The organism is Seinonella peptonophila (assembly GCF_900129355.1).
Taxonomy (GTDB): Bacteria; Bacillota; Bacilli; order Thermoactinomycetales; family Thermoactinomycetaceae; genus Seinonella; species Seinonella peptonophila.
This window is the reverse complement of record NZ_FQVL01000001.1, coordinates 256,166-279,876: the sequence shown is the minus strand read 5'-3', so window position 1 is coordinate 279,876 and position 23,711 is coordinate 256,166. Positions and strand designations below refer to the sequence as shown.

At 37.0% G+C, this 23,711-nt stretch carries 24 protein-coding genes; 17 read left to right on the top strand and 7 right to left on the bottom strand.

Annotation, left to right across the window (positions count from 1 at the left end):
* The first annotated feature begins 18 nt into the window (after positions 1–18).
* The 10 genes from mutL to glnA all read left to right on the top strand — a co-directional run bounded on the left by mutL (position 19) and on the right by glnA (position 10,896).
* A complete protein-coding gene (mutL, locus tag BUB71_RS01345) occupies positions 19–1,905 on the top strand; it encodes a DNA mismatch repair endonuclease MutL (protein WP_073150746.1) in 1,887 nt (628 codons plus the stop codon).
* Positions 1,906–1,913: 8 nt separating this feature from the next.
* Positions 1,914–2,684 (top strand): class I SAM-dependent methyltransferase, encoded by a 771-nt coding sequence (locus tag BUB71_RS01340; protein ID WP_084730902.1) that lies wholly within the window; start codon positions 1,914–1,916, stop codon positions 2,682–2,684.
* Positions 2,685–2,690: 6 nt separating this feature from the next.
* Entirely contained in the window at positions 2,691–3,623 is a 933-nt protein-coding gene (gene miaA / locus BUB71_RS01335) for a tRNA (adenosine(37)-N6)-dimethylallyltransferase MiaA (RefSeq protein ID WP_073150741.1), read from the top strand.
* A gap of 38 nt (positions 3,624–3,661) precedes the next feature.
* Complete coding sequence (gene hfq, locus BUB71_RS01330) at positions 3,662–3,907, top strand: RNA chaperone Hfq (RefSeq protein ID WP_073150737.1); 246 nt, start codon at positions 3,662–3,664, stop codon at positions 3,905–3,907.
* A 150-nt stretch (positions 3,908–4,057) separates the two neighbouring features.
* The gene (locus tag BUB71_RS01325; RefSeq protein ID WP_073150734.1) at positions 4,058–4,717 is read left to right on the top strand and encodes an SDR family NAD(P)-dependent oxidoreductase; all 660 of its coding nucleotides are present in this window, start codon (positions 4,058–4,060) and stop codon (positions 4,715–4,717) included.
* Positions 4,718–5,509: 792 nt separating this feature from the next.
* Positions 5,510–6,436: an AAA family ATPase gene (locus BUB71_RS01320; RefSeq protein ID WP_073150731.1), complete on the top strand. Its 927-nt coding sequence runs from the start codon at positions 5,510–5,512 to the stop codon at positions 6,434–6,436.
* Positions 6,437–6,477: 41 nt separating this feature from the next.
* Complete coding sequence (gene hflX / locus BUB71_RS01315; RefSeq protein ID WP_139278948.1) at positions 6,478–7,743, top strand: GTPase HflX; 1,266 nt, start codon at positions 6,478–6,480, stop codon at positions 7,741–7,743.
* A 1-nt stretch (position 7,744) separates the two neighbouring features.
* Positions 7,745–9,031, top strand: coding sequence for a methionine gamma-lyase family protein (locus BUB71_RS01310; RefSeq protein WP_073150724.1), 1,287 nt, complete (start codon positions 7,745–7,747; stop codon positions 9,029–9,031).
* A gap of 64 nt (positions 9,032–9,095) precedes the next feature.
* On the top strand, positions 9,096–9,503 hold the full coding sequence (locus BUB71_RS01305; protein WP_073150720.1) for a MerR family transcriptional regulator: 408 nt from the start codon (positions 9,096–9,098) through the stop codon (positions 9,501–9,503).
* Positions 9,504–9,555: 52 nt separating this feature from the next.
* A complete protein-coding gene (glnA, locus tag BUB71_RS01300; RefSeq protein WP_073150717.1) occupies positions 9,556–10,896 on the top strand; it encodes a type I glutamate--ammonia ligase in 1,341 nt (446 codons plus the stop codon).
* Positions 10,897–11,090: 194 nt separating this feature from the next.
* Here the strand turns inward: glnA and BUB71_RS01295 are convergent, their stop codons facing one another.
* Positions 11,091–11,501: a hypothetical protein gene (locus tag BUB71_RS01295; protein WP_073150714.1), complete on the bottom strand. Its 411-nt coding sequence runs from the start codon at positions 11,499–11,501 to the stop codon at positions 11,091–11,093.
* Positions 11,502–11,844: 343 nt separating this feature from the next.
* Between BUB71_RS01295 and BUB71_RS01290 the strand changes: the two genes are divergently transcribed.
* On the top strand, positions 11,845–12,195 hold the full coding sequence (locus BUB71_RS01290; RefSeq protein WP_073150711.1) for a hypothetical protein: 351 nt from the start codon (positions 11,845–11,847) through the stop codon (positions 12,193–12,195).
* A gap of 52 nt (positions 12,196–12,247) precedes the next feature.
* Here the strand turns inward: BUB71_RS01290 and BUB71_RS19335 are convergent, their stop codons facing one another.
* The 3 genes from BUB71_RS19335 to BUB71_RS01270 all read right to left on the bottom strand — a co-directional run bounded on the left by BUB71_RS19335 (position 12,248) and on the right by BUB71_RS01270 (position 15,059).
* Positions 12,248–13,111, bottom strand: coding sequence for a hypothetical protein (locus tag BUB71_RS19335; RefSeq protein ID WP_245815486.1), 864 nt, complete (start codon positions 13,109–13,111; stop codon positions 12,248–12,250).
* A 94-nt stretch (positions 13,112–13,205) separates the two neighbouring features.
* The gene (locus BUB71_RS01275; RefSeq protein ID WP_073150701.1) at positions 13,206–13,832 is read right to left on the bottom strand and encodes a class D sortase; all 627 of its coding nucleotides are present in this window, start codon (positions 13,830–13,832) and stop codon (positions 13,206–13,208) included.
* 66 nt (positions 13,833–13,898) lie between these two features.
* On the bottom strand, positions 13,899–15,059 hold the full coding sequence (locus tag BUB71_RS01270) for a CapA family protein (protein ID WP_073150698.1): 1,161 nt from the start codon (positions 15,057–15,059) through the stop codon (positions 13,899–13,901).
* Positions 15,060–15,229: 170 nt separating this feature from the next.
* Here BUB71_RS01270 and BUB71_RS01265 point away from each other — a divergent pair, with 170 nt between their 5' ends.
* The 3 genes from BUB71_RS01265 (at position 15,230) to BUB71_RS01255 (ending at position 18,619) form a co-directional block, all read left to right on the top strand.
* Positions 15,230–16,276 (top strand): hypothetical protein, encoded by a 1,047-nt coding sequence (locus BUB71_RS01265; RefSeq protein ID WP_073150695.1) that lies wholly within the window; start codon positions 15,230–15,232, stop codon positions 16,274–16,276.
* A 220-nt stretch (positions 16,277–16,496) separates the two neighbouring features.
* A complete protein-coding gene (locus BUB71_RS01260) occupies positions 16,497–17,201 on the top strand; it encodes a DnaD domain protein (protein WP_175552242.1) in 705 nt (234 codons plus the stop codon).
* 155 nt (positions 17,202–17,356) lie between these two features.
* Entirely contained in the window at positions 17,357–18,619 is a 1,263-nt protein-coding gene (locus tag BUB71_RS01255; RefSeq protein ID WP_073150692.1) for an ammonium transporter, read from the top strand.
* 86 nt (positions 18,620–18,705) lie between these two features.
* On the opposite strand, the gene BUB71_RS01250 is transcribed toward BUB71_RS01255, so the two are convergent.
* Both BUB71_RS01250 and BUB71_RS01245 read right to left on the bottom strand, forming a co-directional pair.
* Positions 18,706–18,909 carry a hypothetical protein gene (locus tag BUB71_RS01250; RefSeq protein WP_073150688.1) on the bottom strand — a complete coding sequence of 68 codons (204 nt, stop codon included), beginning with the start codon at positions 18,907–18,909 and terminating at the stop codon, positions 18,706–18,708.
* Between the two features lie 653 nt (positions 18,910–19,562).
* Positions 19,563–20,291, bottom strand: a complete 729-nt coding sequence (locus BUB71_RS01245; RefSeq protein ID WP_175552241.1) for a polysaccharide deacetylase family protein — start codon at positions 20,289–20,291, stop codon at positions 19,563–19,565.
* 130 nt (positions 20,292–20,421) lie between these two features.
* On the opposite strand from BUB71_RS01245, the gene BUB71_RS01240 reads away from it, so the two are divergent.
* Positions 20,422–21,387, top strand: a complete 966-nt coding sequence (locus tag BUB71_RS01240; protein ID WP_073150685.1) for a GAF domain-containing protein — start codon at positions 20,422–20,424, stop codon at positions 21,385–21,387.
* Between the two features lie 22 nt (positions 21,388–21,409).
* Here the strand turns inward: BUB71_RS01240 and BUB71_RS01235 are convergent, their stop codons facing one another.
* A complete protein-coding gene (locus BUB71_RS01235; protein WP_073150682.1) occupies positions 21,410–22,228 on the bottom strand; it encodes a CPBP family intramembrane glutamic endopeptidase in 819 nt (272 codons plus the stop codon).
* Between the two features lie 255 nt (positions 22,229–22,483).
* Between BUB71_RS01235 and BUB71_RS01230 the strand changes: the two genes are divergently transcribed.
* Together BUB71_RS01230 and BUB71_RS01225 are read left to right on the top strand one after the other, a co-directional pair.
* A complete protein-coding gene (locus BUB71_RS01230; RefSeq protein ID WP_073150678.1) occupies positions 22,484–22,768 on the top strand; it encodes a hypothetical protein in 285 nt (94 codons plus the stop codon).
* On the top strand, positions 22,768–23,667 hold the full coding sequence (locus tag BUB71_RS01225) for a zeta toxin family protein (RefSeq protein WP_073150675.1): 900 nt from the start codon (positions 22,768–22,770) through the stop codon (positions 23,665–23,667). Before BUB71_RS01230 ends, BUB71_RS01225 begins: the two co-directional genes overlap by 1 nt.
* Positions 23,668–23,711 lie beyond the last annotated feature (44 nt).

The window sequence follows — 23,711 nt, the reverse complement described above, 5'->3', positions numbered from 1 at the left end:
CTCAAGGGGGATCATAGGATGGGGAAGATTCAAGTTCTAGACTCGCAATTAGCTAATCAAATTGCTGCTGGCGAAGTAGTAGAACGGCCTGCTTCTGTAGTGAAAGAGCTACTAGAAAACTCCATTGATGCCAAGGCGACCAAGATTGTGGTCACAATTGTGGATGGGGGTACTAGCTCGATTCGTGTTTCGGACAATGGACTGGGGATGGATCGAGAAGATGCTGTTTTAGCCTTTTCACGGCATGCTACAAGCAAGATTCGTTATAGTCGTGACTTGTTTGCAATTCGAAGTCTTGGTTTTCGGGGAGAAGCTTTGCCAAGCATTGCTTCAGTTGCAGAAGTATCTCTTACTACTTCTGCAACATCGGGCTTGGCGATTCGTGTACAAATGGCAGGAGGCGATCTAGTCAATATCTCAGAGTGTTCTCGTGGTCAAGGTACAGATGTTCATGTTGATCGCCTTTTTTATAACACACCAGCACGATTAAAATATCTAAAAATGGTTACCACTGAGGTAAGCCATGTAGCAGATGTTGTAGGGCGTATGGCACTTGCACATCCTGCTATCTCTTTCACACTTCTTCATAATAAAAAAGAACTTTTCCGCACTCCTGGAGATGGAAAACTTTTACATGTTATGCATGCACTATATGGAAAACAGGTTGCTCGACAATTGACTCCCATTGAGGCGGAAGACTTAGATTTTCGCATTTACGGATTGATTGCAAAACCAGAAGTGACTCGGGCAAGCCGCTCATATATTACTTGGATTCTAAATGGTCGCTTTGTACGATCGCTACCGCTAACACAAACATTGCTTAGAGCATATGATACTTTATTGCCTATCGGTCGTTATCCGATCGCTGCACTTCATCTTGAGATGGACCCAAAATTAGTAGATGTAAATGTTCATCCGTCCAAATTAGAGATTCGGTTAAGTAAAGAAAAAGAGTGTTGTCGACTCGTTCAGGATGTCATCCGTCAAGCATTTGCAAAAGAAACGTTAATCCCTAAAGTAAATATACAACGCTCTACACCTCATCGTACAGAGCAGCAATCATTTGATCATTTACGATCAACGAATCAAGAAAAAGGATCATGGATTGTCCGTGAGCCTCAAGTAAAACAGCCTCCTATTCAAAATTCACAGGAAACATCGAAGGAGAATAATAAGAGGAGTGTAGAGCGCCCAGAGCTAGATACATCTAGTGTTGATCAACCTAAAGCGCTGGATAAAAAGGACCATAAAGAATTAGCTCAAGTATTGGAACAAGTTGTGGTTGAAGCTTTAGATGAAATACCTCAAGAGCAGCCTCAGTCCCCATTTCCGATCATGAATCCTTTGACTCAAATACACGGTACTTATATTGTGGCACAGTCGGATGATGGATTTTATTTACTTGATCAACATGCTGCACATGAAAGAATATATTATGAAGTTTTTTCGAAGCGTTTTGATCAGGTTAGCCGAAAACAGCAGTTATTACTGATTCCACTATCATTAGAGTTATCTCCAGCAAACGCACAACTTCTATTACGTCATCTACAAGATTTCCAAAAATGGGGGATTGAAGTAGAGCATTTTGGTGGTAACACGTTTTTAGTTCGATCTTATCCGATTGATTTTCCATCAGATGAACTTGAACCATTGATTCATGAGCTGCTTGAATGGTTACAAGATCAACGCGATATTGATTGGAGTCGGTTAAGAGATACGAGTGCAAAGATGATGGCTTGTAAGGCTGCGATAAAAGCCAACCGTCATTTGAAAAGAGAGGAAATGGAGGCATTGCTACAAGATTTGGCTATGTGTGACCAACCATTTACCTGTCCACATGGACGCCCTATTTTCGTTCATTTTTCAAGTTATGATCTAAAGAAAATGTTTAAGCGAGTGATGTAACTATTTTTGTGACAACATCAATCAAATCTAAAGAATTTGATGTGAAAGACGCATATAAACTAGCAGAATCATTACAGATTCCATATGTTCCAAGAGAGAAAAGAACGCTTCGTAAAATGTTTATAGAGCTTGAGCAAAAAGAAGCGATTATCGTCTCACGTATAACTTGGCGTTATGAAAGAAAGGATGGGTATTGTTTTCAATTTCATCCGAGTATGTCAGCACTTAGAATTAAACAATTACAATTGGGTGGGATTGATTCATTACAAAGAGCAGCAAAAATAGAACAAGGAGATACAGTTTTAGATTGTACTTTGGGTATGGGTGCTGATGCGATCGTAGCTTCATTTCTTGTAGGTGAAGAAGGTGAAGTTTTGGCACTGGAGAGTCAGCCCATCATTGCTCATTTGGTTCGACATGGATTAGCCACATTTCAGACAGATCGTAAAGTTTTAAAAGATGCAATGCAAAGAGTAAAAGTGATGCAGATTGATTATCGTGAGTATCTAAAGAGTTGTAAATCAGCATCATTTGATTATGTGATTTTTGATCCTATGTTTCGAGAAACGATTCATGCATCACAATCCATGCAACAATTAAAACAACTAGCCAATCCTCATCCACTAGATCAAGCGTCTGTACAAGAAGCATGGCGAGTAGCACGTAAAGCTGTTCTCCTCAAAGAAAGATTGAAGAGCGAACAATTTCAATTATTAGGGTTTCATGAGTTGTTCCCTTCTTCTCAGTATGCATGGGGAGTAAAGCGAAAGGAAGAATAATCGGTTATGAACAAAGGGTTAATCGTGATTGTTGGACCTACTGCTGCTGGAAAAACAAGTGTGAGCCTTAGCATTGCGAAGCAATTTAGAGGAGAAATCGTTTCAGGAGATTCAATGCAAGTTTATCAGGAAATGGATATTGGTACAGCAAAAGTTTCAAAAAAGGAGCAAGCGGGCATTCCACATCACTTAATCGATGTCTGTCGACCAGATAAACTTTTTTCTGTTGATGATTATAAGCAAATAGCCGATCAAGCTATTTCAGATATTCATCAGCGTGAAGCTGTTCCAATCTTGGTGGGGGGGACAGGGCTCTATATTGAATCCGTTGTTTTTGGATATCTGATGCCTGAAACACCAGAAAACCCCACCTACCGTATGGAGTTGGAGCGGTGGGCAGAGCTAAATGGAAATATCGCTCTTCATCAACGTTTAGAAGCTGTAGATCCAATTGCAGCATTACGGATTCATCCGAATAATCGAAGACGTGTTATCCGTGCTTTGGAAGTTTTTCAGCAAACAGGAGTCCCCTTTTCATCGCAAAAATTAAAGAAAAAACCCAATTATCATCCTGTTGTATGGATCGGAGTCACAATGCCCCGTGAATTACTTTATGATCGGATTAATCATCGAGTAGATGAAATGATGGATATGGGTTGGTTAGAGGAAGTAGCCAAATTACGAAAAAAAGGTTATCATCTTTCTGAGACTGCTGAAAAAGCGATTGGGTATCGCGAGTTATTTCAAGTATTAGACCATAAACTTACGTTAGAAGAAGCGATCCACAAGATCAAGCAACAAACTCGCAAATACGCGAAAAGACAACTCACCTGGTTTCGGCGTATTTCAATGATTAAATGGTTTGATATGACACAAGCAAATGCTTTAAAAGAAATTCAACACTGGACGGCAGGAGAATTTAATACAGGCAGAGAATAAAATAAACTAGCGTTAAATTACATAGGAGGTACGGAGCTTTGAAGCCATCCATTAATATTCAAGATACTTTTCTTAACCAGATTCGTAAAGAATCGGTTCCGGTAACCATTTACTTGGTTAATGGTTTTCAATTGCGTGGAGTGATTCGAGGATTTGATAATTTTACGATTATCATTGACAGTGATGGTAAACAACAGATGGTATATAAACATGCAATATCGACATTTACTCCAGCTCGGGCAGTATCCTTGATGTCTTCTGAAGAAAATAATAAAGAAGGGTAGCATCATTTCTATTGATCCTGCTTAAAAGCACTTCTGAAAATTGATCAGAGGTGCTTTTGTACATTGTAAGGGGAATTTTTGAGAGAAGCATGTTGTAATAATAGAATCAAAGAAGGTAATCTGATACGGATACCAAAAGGAGATTGAATAATGGACAACAGACCATTGCTTGTCATCATTGGTTCAGGACCGGGAATAAGCTTAAGTATAGCAAAGAAATTTGGTACACAGGGATTTCGAGTTGTTCTTGTTTCTAGAACTCAAGAATCTCTGGAACGTAACACAAAAGAACTACATGAACAAAATATTGAATCCTATGGTGTTTCCGCTAATGCTGCTGATACAGATTTACTGAAAAAAGCCATGCAACAAATCAAGTTATCATATGGAATACCTGATGTTCTTGTATATAATGTAGCAAATATTGTTCCAGGCAATGCACTTTCATTAACAGAACAACAATTATTAGATGACTTTAAAGTAAATACTGTAGGTGCATTAACGAGTGCTCAACAAGTAATTCCTGAAATGATCGAACGTAAACAGGGAACTCTTTTTTTCACTGGAGGAACTATTTCTCTTGAGCCAAATCCAGAATATGCCTCATTATCAATAGGTAAATCTGGAATTCGTTCATTGGCTCTTTCGTTAGCTGATACCTTATCTCCATATGGAATCTATGTAGGACAGATTTTGATTGCTGATCATGTAAAACGAGGAACTTATTACGATCCAGATCGTATTGCGGATGTTTATTGGGATGCTTATATAAATAGGAATCAGAAAGAAATTATTTTTAAAGAATCCTAACTAATGCTAAAAGGAGAGAGGCGGGATCCGGCGATTTTGTCGCCATGTGATAAAGAAAAGGAAAATTAATATTTTTATATCTTGCGAGCGTGCAACCCCTAGCTTTAACTATGATGAAGTTTGAGAAGTCTCGTGAAGTAGAGGGGCATATTCTTTCTGCTACGATCCGTCGGAACCCAACTGGAAAATATTTTGTTTCTGTGCTTTGTGAAGTAGATTTCTCTCTCCACGTTCCGGTTCACCAGACAAGGCAGTTGGCATTGACTTAGGCTTGAAGGATTGTGCTATTCTTTCCAATGCTGAAAAAGAAAAGGCTCCCAAGTAATATAGAAAGTATGAGAAACGATTAGCCAAATCAACAGCGAACCCTGCCCAGATGCACCGAAGATGGGGGAAATTGGCATCAGACACGAATCAAAGTCGCTCGCAATCATGAAAAGATCACTTGATAATAGATATTGTACATAATTGGAAAACAATCAACTCTTTCAGAAACAGGGTTTAGGATCATTATATGTATCTCTTTGATATGAAATTCTTAGATCCTAACATATTAAATCCGCGTTTTTCTTTTTGGAACTCAGAAAACATTCCCCTTTTTGGTAAATTGCACTTCACCGTTCAGTTGCTGGTTCTGCTCCTACTAAAGAAGAGATTTTTTTACATTTTGACATCTGAGATTACAGAAGTCTTTTTTTTATCTTTGAAGCTAACATTAAGTCACCTGTTTCACACTTTCTAGGCAGGTGCGTATGATACTGAGTAATAAGCAAAGCGCATAGGAGGCAGAACATGAGTCGGGTTGTGATGTCGGAGAAAGAAACAAAACATCGAATTCAAATTCTTTTTGATTCATCAACATCAGATGAGGTTGCTTTTATAGAGGATACACAGACAAAGAATACATGGAAGGAGTACCCTACTACAGATTTAGAACGTTTAATTGGACTCGAGAAGGTAAAGCGTTTTATTCATGAGATATATGCGTGGTTAGAAATTGGGCGAAGAAGAACTGAAGCTGGACTATTAACAGAGCAACAAGTTCTTCACATGGTTTTTACAGGAAATCCGGGTACAGGGAAGACGACTGTAGCAAGGATTATGGCACAATTATTGCAAAAAATGGGGATATTATCAAAAGGGCATCTTGTAGAAGTAGAGCGTGCAGACTTAGTAGGTGAATATATAGGTCATACAGCACAAAGAACAAGAGAGCAAGTAAAACGTGCATTGGGCGGAATTTTATTTATCGATGAAGCCTATTCTCTGGCACGTGGTGGGGATAAAGATTTTGGAAAGGAAGCAATTGATACTTTAGTGAAATCGATGGAGGATTTCAAGAATGATTTTATTCTGATCCTTGCTGGATATTCAATTGAAATGAATCATTTTCTTTCATCAAATCCCGGATTGCCTTCACGATTTCCAATTCAGCTTCATTTCCCTGATTTTACGTTAACCCAACTAATGCAAATAGCTGAGCAGATGTTGGAGGAAAGACAGTATCTGCTTACACCTGTTGCAAAAGAAAAGTTAGAATTGCATTTATTGGATTGTAAACAAAAACATCAAACGGCTTTTGGGAATGCACGCTATGTTCGTAATCTTTTAGAACGTTCCATACGAAAGCAAGCAGTACGTTTGTTTGACCAGTTAAATCCAAGTCGAGAAGAGTTAATGTCGATTCGTGCTGTTGACCTTGTTTTGCAGAATGAATGAGCTATACTAAACATAGCAGAAAGGAATGATGTTTTATTAATTTGGAAGTTCAATTAGAAAAAGCAATTCTAGTAGGTTGTGGTTCAAACTTAGAACGCGCACAGCTGCTATCTTCGTTAGAAGAATTGAGTAAACTTGCTGAGACAGCCAATGCTGAGGTTGTTGGAGAGTCGATCCAATATCGAGATCGCTTAGATGCAAGCTCAGTAATTGGAAAGGGAAAAGTAGAAGAATTGGTACGATTAGCTGAGGAAAAAGAGGCAGATTTAATCATTTTTGATCGGGAGCTATCTCCTTCCCAAGTTCAATATCTAGAACAACGTTTTCCTTGTAAAGTAATCGATCGTACTCAATTGATTTTAGATATTTTTGCTAAACATGCTCAAACAAAAGAGGGTCGATTGCAGGTTGAGTTAGCTCAGCTAGAATATATGTTACCAAGGTTAGTTGGATTAGGTAGCAGCCTTTCCAGGCTTGGAGCGGGCATTGGGACACGTGGGCCTGGAGAAACGAAATTAGAAACGGACCGCCGTCATATTCGTCGTCGTATTAAAGAATGTAAGAAACAATTAGAAGAAGTGGAAAGACATCGCCAATTATTATCAAGACAACGTAAAAAATCTGAAACCCCCCAAATTGCTTTGGTAGGATATACGAATGCTGGTAAATCTACACTGTTAAATCGATTGACTGAGGCAGATGTATTAGCAGAAGATCGTCTGTTTGCCACATTAGATCCAACGACTCGTTATCTTGAGTTACCTTCAAAACGACATGTATATTTGACTGATACAGTTGGGTTTATCCGTCATTTGCCTCACTCCATTGTAGCTGCCTTTCGTTCTACATTAACACAAACAAAGGAAGCTGATTTATTGCTCCATGTTGTAGATGCAAGTGATCCAGAGGTAAATGAGCAGATATTAGCAGTTGAACAAGTCTTAGAAGAGCTAGGCGCTTCTCATATTCCCATCTTAACTGTTTTTAATAAGTCAGATCTATTAGAACAAGAACTGTGGGAAGAGAAACAGCCTAATTCTATTCATATCTCTGCTTTTTCTGATGAAGACCTTATTCGTTTAAGGGATAGAATTGATTTAACCTTACCAAGTGGTCAAATCAATGGAAAAGCTGTTATCCCACTATCTAAAGGGGAATTTTTAGCTGAATTCTATCGATTTGCTCAGGTGAATCAATCCAAAACGAACGATGATGAGCATATTTTATGGTTTACAACCGAATTGCGTAAATGGAGCCAAATGCCACAGGAATTAAAGGATTATGTTGTTGAAAAGACGGAGGACTAGTATGAGCAATTGGATGACTGATTGGGATTATCCTCAATGGGCTGCAGCAATCGAGCAAAAGATTGCTGCTAAATTGCGTTGGATTGATCAACGAACAGATATATGGCAAGCATGTGTGCTTGAGGCATTTCGCTCCCATCGAGTAAGTGAATATCATTTTTATGGAACAGTGGGTTATGGTTATCATGATGTGGGGCGAGAGACTTTAGAGGCTGTTTTTGCTGATGTTTTTTCATCGGAAGCAGCATTGGTCAGACCGCAAATTGTTTCAGGTACACATGCGATCAGTCTTGCGCTGTTTTCTATATTACGGCCAGGGGATGAGCTTCTCTATTTAAGTGGACAACCCTATGATACATTGCTCCCAATTATAGGAAAGGGAAGAGATGGAACTGGGTCACTCGCTGATTATGGAATTCGTTATCGAGAAGTCCCGTTAACTTCTTCTTTAAAATTGGACAAAGAGCGTTTAAAAGAGATGTTAACAGAGAAAACAAAAGTAATTGCGATTCAGCGTTCTCGTGGATACTCTTCAAGACCTTCCTTTACAATCTCGGAAATAGCAGACGCAATTCGTTATATCCGCTCATTAGCCTCTGATGTTTTAATATTTGTAGATAATTGTTATGGGGAGTTTGTGGAGCTGGAAGAACCAACACATGTAGGAGCTGATTTAATTGCAGGTTCGCTGATTAAAAATCCTGGAGGTGGATTAGCTAAAACAGGTGGATATTTAGCTGGAAAAAAGGAATGGATTCTTCGAGCAGCGGATCGGCTGATTGCCCCACAATTAGGTCTAGAAATGGGAGCAACAGGTGATGGTTTACGTGATTTCTTTCAGGGACTTTTTCTTGCCCCACATACTGTAGGTGAAGCGTTAAAGGGAATTGTTTTTGCTGCTGCTGCTTTAGAGATGGAGGGATTTGAAACTTCTCCAAGCTGGGATGAGAATCGGACTGATATTGTCCAACAAGTTATATTGCAGAAACCAGAATGGTTAATTGCTTTTTGTCAAGGAATCCAATCTGCATCGCCTGTTGATAGTTATCTTAAATTGGAGCCAACACAAATGCCTGGTTATGATGACCCAGTTGTTATGGCAGCAGGCACTTTTGTTTCTGGTGCAAGTATTGAGTTATCTGCAGATGGTCCAATGCGTTCTCCATATATCGCCTATTTACAAGGTGGGTTAACGTATTCCCATGTAAAAATTGCAATTTGCTCAGCGATCCAACAGTTAAAAGCAGTTATGAAAAACTCTTGTGTCAACATTTCTAACACGTATTGACAAAAATGCTTACATATCATACAATGGCATCAAGAGGAACAACAATGGAAAGAAGGCGCTATTTATGAGGGATGATATAAGACGAAATATGCCATTGCTTCCGATGCGAATCGTAACGAAGTTGACAGAGTTAACCCCTCGGCAAATTCGTTACTATGAACAGCAAGGCTTAGTCAATCCAGCGCGCACAGATGGTAGACAACGGTTGTTCTCTTTTAATGATGTAGATTTATTGCTCAAAATCAAGTCATGGTTAGAAAAAGGATTAAATATTGCGGGCGTTCGACAAATGCTCGGTGAAGCACAGCAAGTTCTAGAAACAAAGAAAGATCAGACGAAAAAGGCGACAAAAGAGCTGTCTGAGCGAGAACTACGGAAGCTACTGAAACGTCAGTTAACAGCAGGCCCTACTAGACGGGTAGGGGAGACTCATCTCACTTATGGTGAATTAACCCGTTTTTTTCGCCACTAAATCTTTGTTTTTAGATCAAATATATTTATGTTGAAGGGAGAACGATGGTTAGATGGCTAAATCGAAGTATACAAAAGAGGACATTTTACGAATTGCAGATCAAGAAGGCGTTGCTTATATCCGACTACAATTTACCGATTTGTTAGGAACCATCAAAAACGTTGAGGTGCCACGTAGTCAATTAGAAAAGGCGCTAAATAATCAAATGATGTTTGATGGTTCTTCAATTGAAGGATTTGTTCGGATTGAAGAGTCAGATATGTATCTCTATCCCGATCTCAATTCGTGGGTCATTTATCCTTGGTCAACAGGTGAGGACAAAGTAGCAGGAATGACTTGTGATATCTATAATCCTGATGGTAAACCTTTTGATGGTGACCCACGTGGAATATTAAAACGCGTCCTCGCAGAAGCTGCTGAGCTTGGTTTTACTGCAATGAATGTAGGGCCTGAACCCGAGTTTTTCCTATTTAAAACAGATGAAAAAGGAAATCCTACACTTGATCTTAATGACCAAGGGGGATACTTCGATCTAGCGCCTCTCGATCTAGGTGAAAATTGCCGTCGTGACATAGTTCTTACCCTTGATAAGATGGGTTTTGAAGTTGAAGCATCTCATCATGAAGTTGCTCCTGGACAACATGAAATTGATTTTAAATATACAAATGCAGTAACAGCTGCTGATAACATTCAAACATTTAAATTGGTTGTAAAGAATATTGCTCGTGAATACGGTTTACATGCCACTTTTATGCCTAAGCCATTATTTGGTGTGAACGGTTCAGGTATGCATTGTCATATGTCTTTGTTCCGTGGGAAAGAGAATGCATTTTATGATGAGAGTGATGAATTGGGTCTCAGCGAAACCGCTCGTTATTTCTTAGCAGGTGTTTTAAAACATGCACGTTCATTTACAGCGATCACCAATCCATTGATTAACTCCTATAAACGGTTAGTACCTGGTTATGAAGCACCTTGCTATGTTGCTTGGTCACCTAAGAACCGGAGTCCATTGGTACGTGTCCCAGCATCACGTGGACTAAGTACACGAATTGAAGTTCGCAGTCCTGATCCAGCAGCAAATCCATATCTAGCCCTTGCTGTAATGCTAAAAGCAGGTTTGGATGGTATTAAAAATAAACTTGCTCTTCCACGTCATACTGATCGAAATATCTATATCATGGATGAAGCAGAGCGCCGTGATGCAGGCATTGAAAGTTTACCCGCAAACTTATTAGAAGCACTACATGAATTAAAGAATAATCCTGTAATCGTAAGTGCATTGGGTGAACATGCTTTAGCTCATTTTATTGAAGCAAAAGAAATTGAGTGGGATATGTTCCGCACAACTGTTCATGAATGGGAAAGAGAACAATATATGCAATTATATTAATGTATAAGAGAAGTGCACAATTGACGAAAGAAGACTTAAATTGCGATAAAAGCAGTTTAAGTCTTCTTTAATGGACAGAGAGGTAATACCCAATATCACTACAGTCAAGATGAGTTCCTTATTTATAAAATATTCCGAATAAATAGCTCGCACACACTGAGATCCTGTGCGGTCTCTAAGTGTGTGTTGACCGTTTATTGGTCAAAGAAATTTTCGAGCTCCGATCTCAGTGCTTCCGTGAATCGGAGAGCGGTTTCCTCCATCTCCTCGTAGCTGGTGCCCCCAGGAACATCCCCAGGAGCATCCTCGGGAAGAGGCTTTCTCATGATCGTCACCCCATTGTATGCGTTCTTGGGTCGGACGAAGGGATTCTCCTTTGAGGGGACGACGAGAAGAAGACCAGTGTAATCTGCGGTTCCGATCTGATAGCATCGACCGTCGATATAGTGCTTCTCCTCATAGTAGTTTTCAGCCACCTTTTTGACGAGGGTGATGATCTTTTCTCCGCTCATCGGATTCGGAAGCTGGAGGGTGATTCGAATGATCGGCTCGTAATCGTACATGTTTCCTTCTCTCGAGATCTGGATTTTATAATCCAGTGGCATTCATGGAATCCTTGCCTAAGCTCAATGCCTTCTTACAGATGGATTGGATAGATAGGGCTTTAGGTAAGGTCTTTGCAAATTATATTGATATTATTTTATAGTAAAAGTATATCAAAAGTACAGATTTTAGGTGATTCAATAAACTGATGAAACTATCTCTACTAATGTAAAATTATTTTTTATATAATAATTTAAAGATGAAAAACATCTCGCTTTAATCGGAGAAAACTAATGAATTACCCCGATATTTTATTGGATTTAGAATAAATGGAGTTTCCAGCGCAGTTTTTATTTATAAAAAACAGGGAATATCATCATAACTCTACATAAGAAGGTGAGCAAAATGTCTGAACAAAGGGATCGTGCTTTATTTACAATTGCTTCAATGGGTGCAAATCTTCCCGTTCCCGCGATTGATTTATTAGCAACAAATAGTTGGCTAACAGAAATGATAAAACATTCAGCATTGGATACTGATGAGCTACTAAACTTCTTACAACAAATTACAAATCTACAAGGAATTTTGTTAAGCAACGCGCATCGCTTATCCTCTGTTCCAGCAAATCAGCAACCTTCTCATCAACAAATCGAAATCTTTTTATCACATCTTCGTGAATTTCAAGATTATTATCAATCGCAATTTCCAGGTTTTTTTAATTCGTCTTTTGGTAAAGCCTTCAACTTAAAAAGATAAATGATCTCAATAAAAAATCATCCGCTTCATATGAAGTGGATGATTTAGATTCCTAGCTTACATTACGACGACGAATCCATAATGTGGCTGCACTTAGTAGAATGAATGCAAAACCAATTAATAAGGTAGAAGGATAGGAAGTCGCTGTTTTTGGCATTTTACCACCTTTTAATTTGTCTAAATCTGCTTTTCCTTTACTAGGTGTATTTTTTTCGGGTTTATCAGGGTTATTTGGTTTGTTTGGCTTTGTAGTATGATCTGGCTCAAGAACAAAGGAATCATATCCAACACCATATGAGCATTTTTTACCATCAATTGTCCCTTCAAATCCAATAAAAATCGTATTATCTCCATCAGGTAACTTATCTAAATTAAGTATATAAGTAAAAGTTGTTCCGTTAATATTATGAAACTTTTTTTCGATGATTGGAGCTGGACGATCTTCGGGTCCTACTGCAAGATACCACGTACCTGTTGCGCTGCTTGCTTTTAGTTTAGCATTAATGGTTAATTTGCCTGCTGTCTTTTGATGCAAGTTAATACTGAGATGGTGGTAATCAGCTTCTTTAGGAATTGCACAAGGCTTTTCTTCCTTAGGTTTCTCTTCTTTAGGCTTTTCCTCTTTGGGCATTTCTTCCTTAGGCTTCTCTTCTTTAGGTTTTTCCTCTTTGGGCATTTCTTCCTTAGGCTTCTCTTCTTTAGGTTTTTCCTCTTTAGGCATTTCTTCCTTAGGCTTCTCTTCTTTAGGTTTTTCCTCTTTTGGCGGTACTGTTTTTTCAACTTCGATTGGGAGCTTGTTTATCTTAATATCTGTTTTCCCCAAATCTTGTTTGATTATTTCAGTAGCAAATGTGGAATTTAAATTCAACATAAAAATAAAAGCAAATAAAAGCAAGGTAAGACTAATTTTTTTCAACTTGTGTACCTCCTAAAATATCATTTATTATCTTTCAAAATATTATTCGTAAATTTATATAAAATTAATGATTGAAAGCCCTGTTTTATTAAAATTATTTTTTATCTATATTGATTTCAATTAGTTCGGAACGAATAATATATCGATCAGGTGCAGATCCTACATAATTAAATGGGTAACAAGTAGTCAAAGTGAGAATAGGCACCTTTTGAGGGACGATGACAGTGAGGTCTTCTGCATTTGTGACCCACGTTTTTCGAATTTGGTAAGTATATATTTTACCTTGGTAACGAACAAATAAACGATCACCTATTTGTAGCTTCCCTACTTTACGGAATACTGTATCACGGTGGCCAGATAAGACGACATGGCCTGTCTGATCAGGAGAGACTGTTTGTGGACCAACAAATTTTCCAACACCATGCTCAAGCGAATCTGGATCAGTTCCTTCTATTATAGGCAATATGGCCCCGATTCTGGGGATGATCAGCTCACCAACTTTACTGCCATGTAGGTTTTTTTCTGATTGATTTGAAGAAGGTGGCACTGAATGGATCGACTGTTTTGGTGTTTGGTCGTTCCAATTTTTTGCGATTTTCTGGGCTAATTTAGGATCTTCTAACGCTATATTTAATTGTCCCCACCACTGGTAGCCACTATATACGACGAGAATACATCCACATATAAACAGAATTAGAGATATCCAACGACCTAATTTCATCTTTTCACTCCTTCGCTTATTTGAAAATGACTTGAGTAGACCACAAGGTACTCAAGTCATTTTTAGTTAAGGCTGAGGTGCAAAGGTTGGAAAATCGCCTTTTTGTTTCATTAATTTGGTGGTATTGTTCCAAACACTTTTCCATTTTGCTGACTGTAAACCAGGATAGCCTAATTGCTTAGGTTCTGGTGAATCTTCTGGGATCACAACGTAACGTTTTTTTCCACCTTTTGTATATTTATAAGCCATAGTAGGGAGGTAACTGATATCTTGTAATAAGATACCACGTTTTGCATCTTTTTTAGCTTTGAAAAATAGAATAATCCCTTCATCAGTATGGGTATCAGATTGATTAGATATGAAGTTACCCATTGAGTAGATAATCAATTTTTGTTTTCCATTGACCATTACTTTTTCCATTGGTTGAAGAACGTGAGGATGACTGCCGAGAATTACATCAGCACCATCCTTTAATGCTTGATGGGCTACTTTTTGTTGAAATTCATTGGGTTGACGTTGATATTCAACTCCAAAGTGTAAAGAAACGACTACAAACTTAGCTCCCATAGTTTTCGCTTGTTTAATATCTTTTGCAATTTGCTGTGATTGGATTTTATTTACCAGAAACTTTTGAGGAACAGGATTTCCATTCGTGTGTTCGGTATATGCTAAAAAACCAATCTTAATATTATTTTTTTCAACAATAGTAGGCTTTTGTTCTTCCTGCTTAGAAGCTGTCCCAACAGGGAGTAATCCTTTTTTACTTAGTTGTTGATAAGTTCGTTTTAATCCTGCAGCGCCGGTGTCAATAGCATGATTATTTGCTGTACTCATCACATCCACACCACTATTTAACAATGCATCAACAATCTGATCTGGAGCATTAAATAGTGGATAGCCATTATACGGCTTTGATGGTCCTGCAAGTGTCATTTCAAAGTTCCCAATTGCAATGTCCGGTTTGGAGAGATAGGACTTTACCTCTTTAAATACATGATTGAAGTTATATCCTGTGGCGGTCTTTCCATCCTTGATTTGAGGCTCATGCATCATCGTATCTCCAAAAGCAGCAAAAGTAACTTCTGGTTCTTCTATTTTCTTGATTTTTTCATGATCAGTTGATACTACCTTATCTTTTTGGAAAAAGAAAGAATAGCTAAAATATCCAACTCCTGCAATTATGATCCCTAATATTAAGACATATAAAAATTTTTTCGTTGTGACCACCTCATAATTATTAAACTAACAAATAATGATACTAGTAAATCCCTCAATGATCAATGTTTGATAGCTTGATGCAAAGATCTGGTTAAGCAATTGTAAAATTGGCATTTTTAGAAGATCGATGCTGCTATAATAACTGTGAAATTACAATTTCGACCAAAGAGGGGATTCTTTTGTCATACTTAATGAATCATTTAAGATCAAAAAGAGATCTTTCTAAAGTTCCTTGTCAAGTTGCCATGTTAAAAATTGACACAGCCGTATCATCTACAAAAATTAACATAAAAAAAAGATTACCATCGAATACCCAGGCAGAAGAATTTATGCGCATTGTAAATAATATTAAACATTTATTAAAAACAGAAAATAAGAGAGATCGCACACGTAGATTCTATGATTGGTATGATAATCATCATCATACGATTGTCAAATCCGTAGTTGGAGTTGGTTTACTCTCTTTATGTGTTGCTGCAAAATTAGGACCACAGAGCACTTTGGTCGGACCTGTTCTAGGTTTTAGCTCGGGCTTAGGCTTATCTACCTTACTGGTTCGATTAACTTATTTCTTTCAAGGAAATAAGACTTTTCAAACACAGCGTAGGGCAGAAGATTTTTTGTTAGAGGCATTAACAAAAATTGAAATGTTTCGAGACATAAAAAAAATAGAAGCTTTATCTAAAGGTCATTCTAAATTAGAAAAAGGGGAGCTGACTGAAAAACAAATATTACATCTTCGAAAAGAAATGAGCAAAATTCGCAGTTTGGTTCGCACGATGAATGAACGTGATCAAAAAGTCGAACAAGAGAAGAAGAAACCAAAACGACGAGCTCAGTATTTATTAGAAGAGGAAGTTTCATTAAACCAAGTGAAGAAGATTTGTGAGGAGTCTAATTTAGGTCCTGATCTGTATGATATGGTCATCTATAATGTGATGAAGACCTGGACAAAACCAAATAATACGAAAGAGGAACCTTCTCTGTTGAAAAAAGCTAAAAATAAAGTCAAAAAAAAGTTAGTTGAACGAATTGATCAAGATCGTGATTGTAAGCTTATTTCCCCGCGCCGGAAAGACTTACTAGAAATGAAACAACGAATGCCTGATCCAAGTTTTGATAGTTTATACGATTTATTAGAGAAACCAGTTTTAAAATCTGCAATGCGATTTGAAGAGAAAAACAATCAAGAAATTAGGGAAAGCTATCAACGTGTCCTTGCATAAGAATCAATAAGGTGTTTTCTGCTTGATTATATAAAGGAGATGCAAAGAAGGGCAAATTCAGGATAAAAGAAAATTCCTGATTCATTTATGCCATTCCCATGTTAATAGCGATAAAAGAGTTCGTTACCGTAACAGCTTACTTAAAACAGCATTTCAAGTCTATTTTTCATCAGATTGACATGATATAGTAAAGTTGTTTCGTAAAAATGGGGTGATGAACATGGGGAGTGCTAAATCGAATTATATGGAAATGGTTCATCTTCTTCAAAGTGGTTCAATTGCTTTCCCAGTTTTCTTGTTAACAAGATATCATCAAATAGGTCTTTCTGAACAAGAAATTCTGTTGCTTATGCAGATTATGGTGTTTCAAGAAAAAGAGCATCGTTTACTCCCTTCTGTTGAAGAGATATCACAACGGATGTCGCTTTCAAACGATCAAATTGCAAAAATGTTGAGGAAACTTTTAGAAGAAGGATATATACAGATAGATGAAAATAACGATACGGGATTGTTAGAGGAATCTTATTCACTTACTCCATTATGGCTAAAAATAGCTGAAGAATTTGAGGTTGAATCACAAACGAATATATCTCAATCGTCTTTAACGGATCAGATCTTTCATCAATTTGAACAAGAATTTGGTCGCCCGCTTTCTCCGTATGAATATGAGATGATTGCTCAATGGCTGGATCAAGATGAGCATTCACCTGAATTAATCGAAGCTGCGCTGCAAGAAGCTGTCTTTTGTAGTAAAGTGAATTTCCGGTATATTGATCGTATTCTTTTAGAATGGAAAAGAAATGAGATTAAAACAGTTGATCAAGCGATTGAATATGCTAGACGATTTCGTAAAAAAGGAGTATTGTATCAGTCAAATGAAGGGGAAGCGCCAAAAAAGTTCTCTTTTTATAATTGGGTAAAATGATGACGTCATAGACGTCTTTTTTTTGGGGTTTTTATGTAATATTTGTTTACTGTTAGTGTAATAAAACATTACATATAAGATTGATTTCTGCATTTTAGTCTGTTAAAATCAAATCATGTAATAAAAGTTTACATAAGGAGGCGGTTAGAAAGACGATGCAAATTGTTATCGATAATCTTTGGGTATTGTTTTCTGCGATTTTAGTCATTATGATGCAAGCTGGATTTGCACTATTAGAAGCAGGTTCTACACGAATGAAAAATGCAGGACATGTAGCTTCTAAGCAGATCTTAACGATTGGTATCGCATTAATCGCCTTTTGGGTGTGTGGGTATGGGTTGACATTTGGAGAAGGGAAATGGATTGGAACGAATGGATGGTTTTTAAACCTTGCACAATCAGGAGATTTAAAAAATGAGGTATCGTTCTTTTTTCAATTTTCCTTTTTAGCAGTATCATTAGCGATTGTTTGGGGAGGATTTGCTGAACGCGCTAAATTAAGTGTCTATTTGATTTTTGGACTTCTATATTGTGTTGTTATTTATCCCGTTGTTGGTCATTGGGTGTGGGGAGGAGGGTGGCTACACGATTTAGGAAAGCAAGATTTTGCTGGTTCTACTGTTGTTCATTTACAAGGGGCAATCGCTGCATTTGTTGCAACCATTTTATTAAAACCGAGGCTTGGAAAGTTTAATTCTGATGGTTCTGCTAACTCACTATTGGGTCATAACCAAGTTTACTCAGTACTGGGTGTACTAATTATTTGGATTGGCTGGTTTGGTTTTAATGCTGGTAGTACATTAACAGTAAAAGATGGTTTTTATACTTATGTGGCTTTAACCACTCATTTAGCTGCTGCTGCTGGGATTTTCGGGGCAATGGGTATGAGTCGGATCTTAACAGGGAAAATTTCTTTTGGTTCTATTTTAAATGGTGTTTTGGCTGCGCTAGTAGCGATCACTGCTTCTTGTGCTTTTGTAAAACCTTGGGCAGCTGTATTGATTGGTTTTATTGCTGGGGTTGTAGCAATTTACACAGGATGGTGGATTGAGAAGAGACGGATTGATGATCCCATTAGCGCAGCTTCAGTGCATGGAATTGCGGGGATTTGGGGGACCTTATCCACTGGATTATTTGCTGCCCCTGATTTAGTAAGGAAAGTCGGGGTTGGCAAAAGTGGATTACTTTATGGTGGAGGTTTTCAACAGCTAGGTGTACAAACACTTGGGATTGTTGTAACAATTAGTTATGTAACCATTGCCTCATTTCTGATCTTATGGGCATTGAAGAAAACCATTGGAATTCGCGTTTCAAAGGAAAATGAGCAACAAGGGTTAGATGTTAGTGAGCATGGTGTGTATGGGTATGCAGAGCATTTTGTTATGAAAGTAAGTCGACAAAAGAAAGAAGTAAGTTAAATTTGAATAAGCAGGGATTAGCAGAGATTGAAAGCAGAGAAATAGAGCAGGAGATGTTTTTATAAATATTTCCTGCTCTTATCACATTAAGAGAGTGATTCCGATTCTACACTTTGTTGAAAGACTTTTAATTGATTTCGACGATGACGCAAGCGAACTCGATCTCGCCGTGGTGGCGGCGACGAAGACCACAAGGTCTTAGAGGTTTCAGATGGACCATTCGCTTTATTCGAAGGTAACGCTTCCATAGTTGATGATATGTATTTCTTTTCAGACACATCTTGGTTCATCTTATGATCTCCCGCTTTCTGATTGGATTCAGGCACAATGAATTTATATAATTTAGAAAACTCAGTTGCAAGACTAGATTGAGAGGAGAGTATTTGATATATCTTTAATATAATCAATTCTACGACAAATAGCAAAGAAAATCTTTAAATAGCAGAAGGGTTCGACAAAATATTTGATAATTCGACGATATGTATAATCGGCGGGATAATTAAAAATAATCTAAATAATCCCACATCACGAACAACTATTAATAAAAATTAATTTACCTAAATTTAAAAAGAAAAAGTAGAGGAGAATAGAAGTGATCATTTTACTTAATATAGAAATTTGCCAAACAATGCTCTGGGGAAATGAAAAATAAACACGCAATAGAAATCTAACAAAAATTGTGATTGTTAATAGGCAAAAAAATAAGATAGGTGCAATTATGATGATGAAAAGGTTTACTGAAGAATTGCATCGAATCAACTCGAAGATCAACATTAAAAAGAGTACTGTTGCAAGAATAACAACAATTGATCCCTCAATAGTAGACATCCATAGGGTCTTTTCTCTTTTATCAACTTTCACGATCTCAATTCAGCCTTTCAAAGTGTTATTATTCATTATCATATCATAAGTTTTCTCAAGGTTTAGTTGTACTTTTAAATATTTACAAATTTATGAGGGAAGAGACAGTGCGAAAGGAAAAATTGTTGCTCCGAAGTCTTTGAATAATTTGTGGTAGTGCTGCAACAGTATTTCCCAGGCCCGATCTTCCATAGGCTGAGTGAAATAAAAGAATCGATCCAGGTGAAGTGTGAGATAAAACATTTTGTACCATCGTATTTGTTGAGACTCCTTTCCAATCTAAACTATCTACATTCCAAAGTATGATTTTATGATTTAATTGCTTTACAGTATGGATAATTGAATTAGATAATGCGCCATAAGGTGGTCTAAATAAACGAGTTTGCTTCCCGATCACTTGATGAATAATTTGATCTGTCTGTTGTATTTGTCTTTTCACTTCTGCTGTTGAAATTTTAGTAAGAAGTGGATGATCCCATGTATGGTTACCAATCTCATGTCCTTGTTGGTCAAGATGCCGTAATATACTTGGATTTGCTTTAACTTGGGAGCCTAGTACAAAGAAAGTAGCTTGAACCTTAAACTTACCTAATATATTTGCAATTTGCGGTGTCCATGTTTGATCTGGTCCATCGTCAAAAGTGAGAGCAACACTTCGAACAGAGCTAGGACCTTTTAAAATAACTTCTGAAGGGTAGCGTTTATGCCAATCAATTTGTTGAATTTGCGGTGTACGAACTTCTGATTCATATGCTTGTTGATAATAAGCATGATGAGTCCATGTGAATGGATAAAAGTAAAACATCATCATCCCCCCTATTTGATAAAGATATGTGTCAACATAGGGATATGTGCTTACTGAAGGGAGTGTCAATTCTTTTATTTTTGAATAAATATATAAATACACCATCGCCCCAAAGGGTTGGAGGGGGATGAAATGAATGGAGGAGATTTTCCGAGTATTTAACATTTTGTTTCAAGATGGCAGTTGGTTTGCAGAATTCTTTAAGTACTTTGTCTCCATTGCGCTTGTTACATTATTTATATTATTTGCCTATCAATACGCTACGGGTAAAACTGATGTCATGGGACGACCGCAAGATGGGGATGAAACTCCTGCTTCTATTTATCGGATTGAAACATTACAAAGAATCAAAGATGAATTGGAAGAGAAGGTTGTTCTATTAGAAAGAGAACGGAAAGAATTAACGACAGAATTGGTAAATGTGAATAGGCACTATAAAGATCAGCAATCCAAAAATAAAGAATTAGAACAAACATTACGGCTTGTAAAAAAGTCAAATGAAACATTAAAAAAAGAAATTGACAATGAGATGTATGTTTTTCTACAAATTATGGGTGCTGTTGATGAAATAGCTGCAGCGATCGCAAATTGGTCTAATTTTTTAAAGAACAGGGATGACATATATGTTAATATTTTGGATTATATGATCAGCACAATGAAGGATTTTCGTAAAAAAGATCCTCGTATTGTGCTACATGTTGAGCATCCGAAATATGAGGATCGGTTTATTCATTTTGCCCATTCAAGCAGCCATACGCATCGAGTTAAACAATTTGAGCCTCTTAAACATGGTAGTGCTGCTGGATATTCTTGGAGAGAAAATCAAGTTTATTATGTACCAGATGTAAATGATGACTCATATGATTATCAAAGAAAAAGTCAATCAAGAAGGCACTATCGAACCGTTCTTTGTGTACCTTTATCGATTGGTAATGATGATGAGACAAAAATTGGTGTTTTATCAGTGACAGGTTACACTATGGATGCTTATACAGATAAAGATATTGAAACTGTTATCTTATTTGTACACTTGATTTATCCACTTGTCTGGCTAGAGTTAAAGGAAAACAAAAGACAAAAGAACAATGCGATTGACTCCTAACGTTTGGGTGATTCTTTCAAATCTATTCAGTAGGAGTTTTTTGTTTTCGATAGGTAAATACAACTAAGCAGATACTAACCATAAAGAGTAGGGTTGTAACTGCACTGCCTTCTATACCAAAAGAACCTCCATTCAGCATGATATGACCTTTTTCTTTTGAAACCAAAATAGAAGGAATTGGAGTACCAGAAACATGAAATCCATAAACCACACCTTGAAAGTGATTCCAAGTTAAATGAAATCCAACTGCCATCCAAATACTTTTTGAATATGAACGCATAACACCTAGTAATATCCCGGCAAGAAAAATATTAATCATTGGAAAAGGGGAAGTGAAAATTCCAGGATTTTGTGAATGTAAAAAGGCAAAGCATAACGAGCTGACTATTATAGCAACCCAACTATTGTTGTAATAACGATTAAACATACTCATTATGTATCCTCGGATAAATAATTCCTCTTGAATAGCAACGATTGAGAATAAGAATAGGTAGAGAAAAAAATATGGCCAAGTATTAAGTTGGACTTTGGTTACAGCGATTTGCTCTATGCTGAATAGAATCAAAAAGATAATGGTAATAGAAACCATTCCGAAGATTAAGCCAATAGATACATTTTTCAACCATTTTCCATCTCTAAACCCAAGAGATCCTCCGTGTTTATGCTCAAATAAAAAATAAAGACCAATGGTTGCAAAAAGCAAAATCGGGAAAAAATTGATATATTGTTTTGGAATTGGAATAAAAAAAGCAATCATGGAAAGTAGAAGAATACCACAAATGGTGATAACTAATTGCAATAAAATCTGGTAAATATTATTTGCGTGTGATGTTTTTGTCATGTCATTTAAACCTCTCTAACTCTATTAATAGCTATATTTTAAGTTAATTGATTGTCGTAGTTCAAGAATAATGAAAGGGTTGTTTCAAGACAGTTTTTTGAATAAAACATAAATTTATTTAAAAAATAACTATTTATAAACTCATTTTGATCTGCTTATCCAAGTGGCTGCTTGAAATAAAAATAGTTTCAACAACATGTACGTGTTAAAATGTGAAGAGAGTGATTTTAATGAAGAAGGTCAGGGGAGGAGTTTATGAAAAGTCGTTTAAAATCTGAACTCCAAATGATTCCGAAAAGTATACAAAAAGACTTAGCTATGGAAATAATGACAGAACTAATAGCAGACAAAGGTCGAGAAATTTATCGGATCAAAGGGCAGATGGATGAGTACATCAATGAAATTAAAGAGCTAGAAGGAGAAAAAGAGCGCTTAAAAAGGGAAAGAATACAAATGCATTTTGGTGATGAAAAAATTATTTTTAAAATTATTACCCGGTATAGTAAAGAGTTAAGAAGAAAGTTTCAAGGTGATTTTTAATGGATGAAACAAACCTTTTAACTGAATCAGAATATAATGAAATGTCAGCGTTGTTTGTACAAGAATTTATTCTACCATTAGAATCTCAAACGGAGCCTGTCGCAATTCTAATTGGCGGTCAGTGGGGCTCCGGTCGCTCAAATTTGATGAATCTATCAAAACAGGATTTTAACGATTTCTCTTCGGTTTTAGTAATTAATGAAGATGAGCTCAGAAGAATACACAGCAAAAGATTTCAAGCGATATCCGTTGATCAAGAAGATATGTCATCATTTATAGAACAAAATATTAATCAATGGAAGCAAGACTTGATCACAAAAGCAATTCAGCAAAAAGTAAATGTTGTAATCGAAGATACGTTAACTGAGAATGATATCAGTTTTCAAATGATTCCTTCACTCATAGATGCTGGCTACCGTGTAATTATTCGGATCATGGCTGTGAATGAAAGTGTTAGTCTTTTAGGGATTCGTGAGCGATATGAATATCAGCTAGAGATTTCAGGATTTGGACAATCAGTGAATCGGAAAAAACACGATCTTTCATATGTCGGATTGATTAAAAGTCTTCACCGTATTGAGTCTGAATGTTTGTTTCACGAAATAGAATTATTCAACAGGCATTTTAAGAAAATTTATCACAATAAATGTAGCAACCATCAACTTTTTAATGAACCAAGAGGAGTAATGGTTCTTGTTCATGAGCGTGATCGGCTTTGGACATTAGAAGAAACGATCCAATATATAAATTCCTTCGATAAAGTATTGAAAAAGATGGATAATCGAGGTGCGGACCCTTACGAGGTAATTCATGTATACCGATTGCAAAAGGAGCGTATTTCCAAAGAGTTGCTTAGATTAAAAGGAGGATCAGCAAAGTTATTGAGAGAAGTAAACTGAAAATTGAGATGGGATTCATATCCATCTCAATTTAGTTTTGATGG

Excerpts from the sequence above, each read along its gene's own strand:
- mutL (WP_073150746.1), top strand. The coding sequence starts at position 19 with ATGGGGAAGATTCAAGTTCTAGACTCGCAATTAGCTAATCAAATTGCT.
- miaA (WP_073150741.1), top strand. The coding sequence starts at position 2,691 with ATGAACAAAGGGTTAATCGTGATTGTTGGACCTACTGCTGCTGGAAAA.
- BUB71_RS01325 (WP_073150734.1), top strand. The coding sequence starts at position 4,058 with ATGGACAACAGACCATTGCTTGTCATCATTGGTTCAGGACCGGGAATA.
- BUB71_RS01320 (WP_073150731.1), top strand. The coding sequence starts at position 5,510 with ATGAGTCGGGTTGTGATGTCGGAGAAAGAAACAAAACATCGAATTCAA.
- BUB71_RS01310 (WP_073150724.1), top strand. The coding sequence starts at position 7,745 with ATGAGCAATTGGATGACTGATTGGGATTATCCTCAATGGGCTGCAGCA.
- BUB71_RS01305 (WP_073150720.1), top strand. The coding sequence starts at position 9,096 with ATGAGGGATGATATAAGACGAAATATGCCATTGCTTCCGATGCGAATC.
- glnA (WP_073150717.1), top strand. The coding sequence starts at position 9,556 with ATGGCTAAATCGAAGTATACAAAAGAGGACATTTTACGAATTGCAGAT.
- BUB71_RS01295 (WP_073150714.1), bottom strand. The coding sequence starts at position 11,501 with ATGCCACTGGATTATAAAATCCAGATCTCGAGAGAAGGAAACATGTAC.
- BUB71_RS01290 (WP_073150711.1), top strand. The coding sequence starts at position 11,845 with ATGTCTGAACAAAGGGATCGTGCTTTATTTACAATTGCTTCAATGGGT.
- BUB71_RS01275 (WP_073150701.1), bottom strand. The coding sequence starts at position 13,832 with ATGAAATTAGGTCGTTGGATATCTCTAATTCTGTTTATATGTGGATGT.
- BUB71_RS01260 (WP_175552242.1), top strand. The coding sequence starts at position 16,497 with ATGGGGAGTGCTAAATCGAATTATATGGAAATGGTTCATCTTCTTCAA.
- BUB71_RS01255 (WP_073150692.1), top strand. The coding sequence starts at position 17,357 with ATGCAAATTGTTATCGATAATCTTTGGGTATTGTTTTCTGCGATTTTA.
- BUB71_RS01250 (WP_073150688.1), bottom strand. The coding sequence starts at position 18,909 with ATGAACCAAGATGTGTCTGAAAAGAAATACATATCATCAACTATGGAA.
- BUB71_RS01245 (WP_175552241.1), bottom strand. The coding sequence starts at position 20,291 with ATGATGATGTTTTACTTTTATCCATTCACATGGACTCATCATGCTTAT.
- BUB71_RS01240 (WP_073150685.1), top strand. The coding sequence starts at position 20,422 with ATGGAGGAGATTTTCCGAGTATTTAACATTTTGTTTCAAGATGGCAGT.
- BUB71_RS01235 (WP_073150682.1), bottom strand. The coding sequence starts at position 22,228 with ATGACAAAAACATCACACGCAAATAATATTTACCAGATTTTATTGCAA.
- BUB71_RS01230 (WP_073150678.1), top strand. The coding sequence starts at position 22,484 with ATGAAAAGTCGTTTAAAATCTGAACTCCAAATGATTCCGAAAAGTATA.
- BUB71_RS01225 (WP_073150675.1), top strand. The coding sequence starts at position 22,768 with ATGGATGAAACAAACCTTTTAACTGAATCAGAATATAATGAAATGTCA.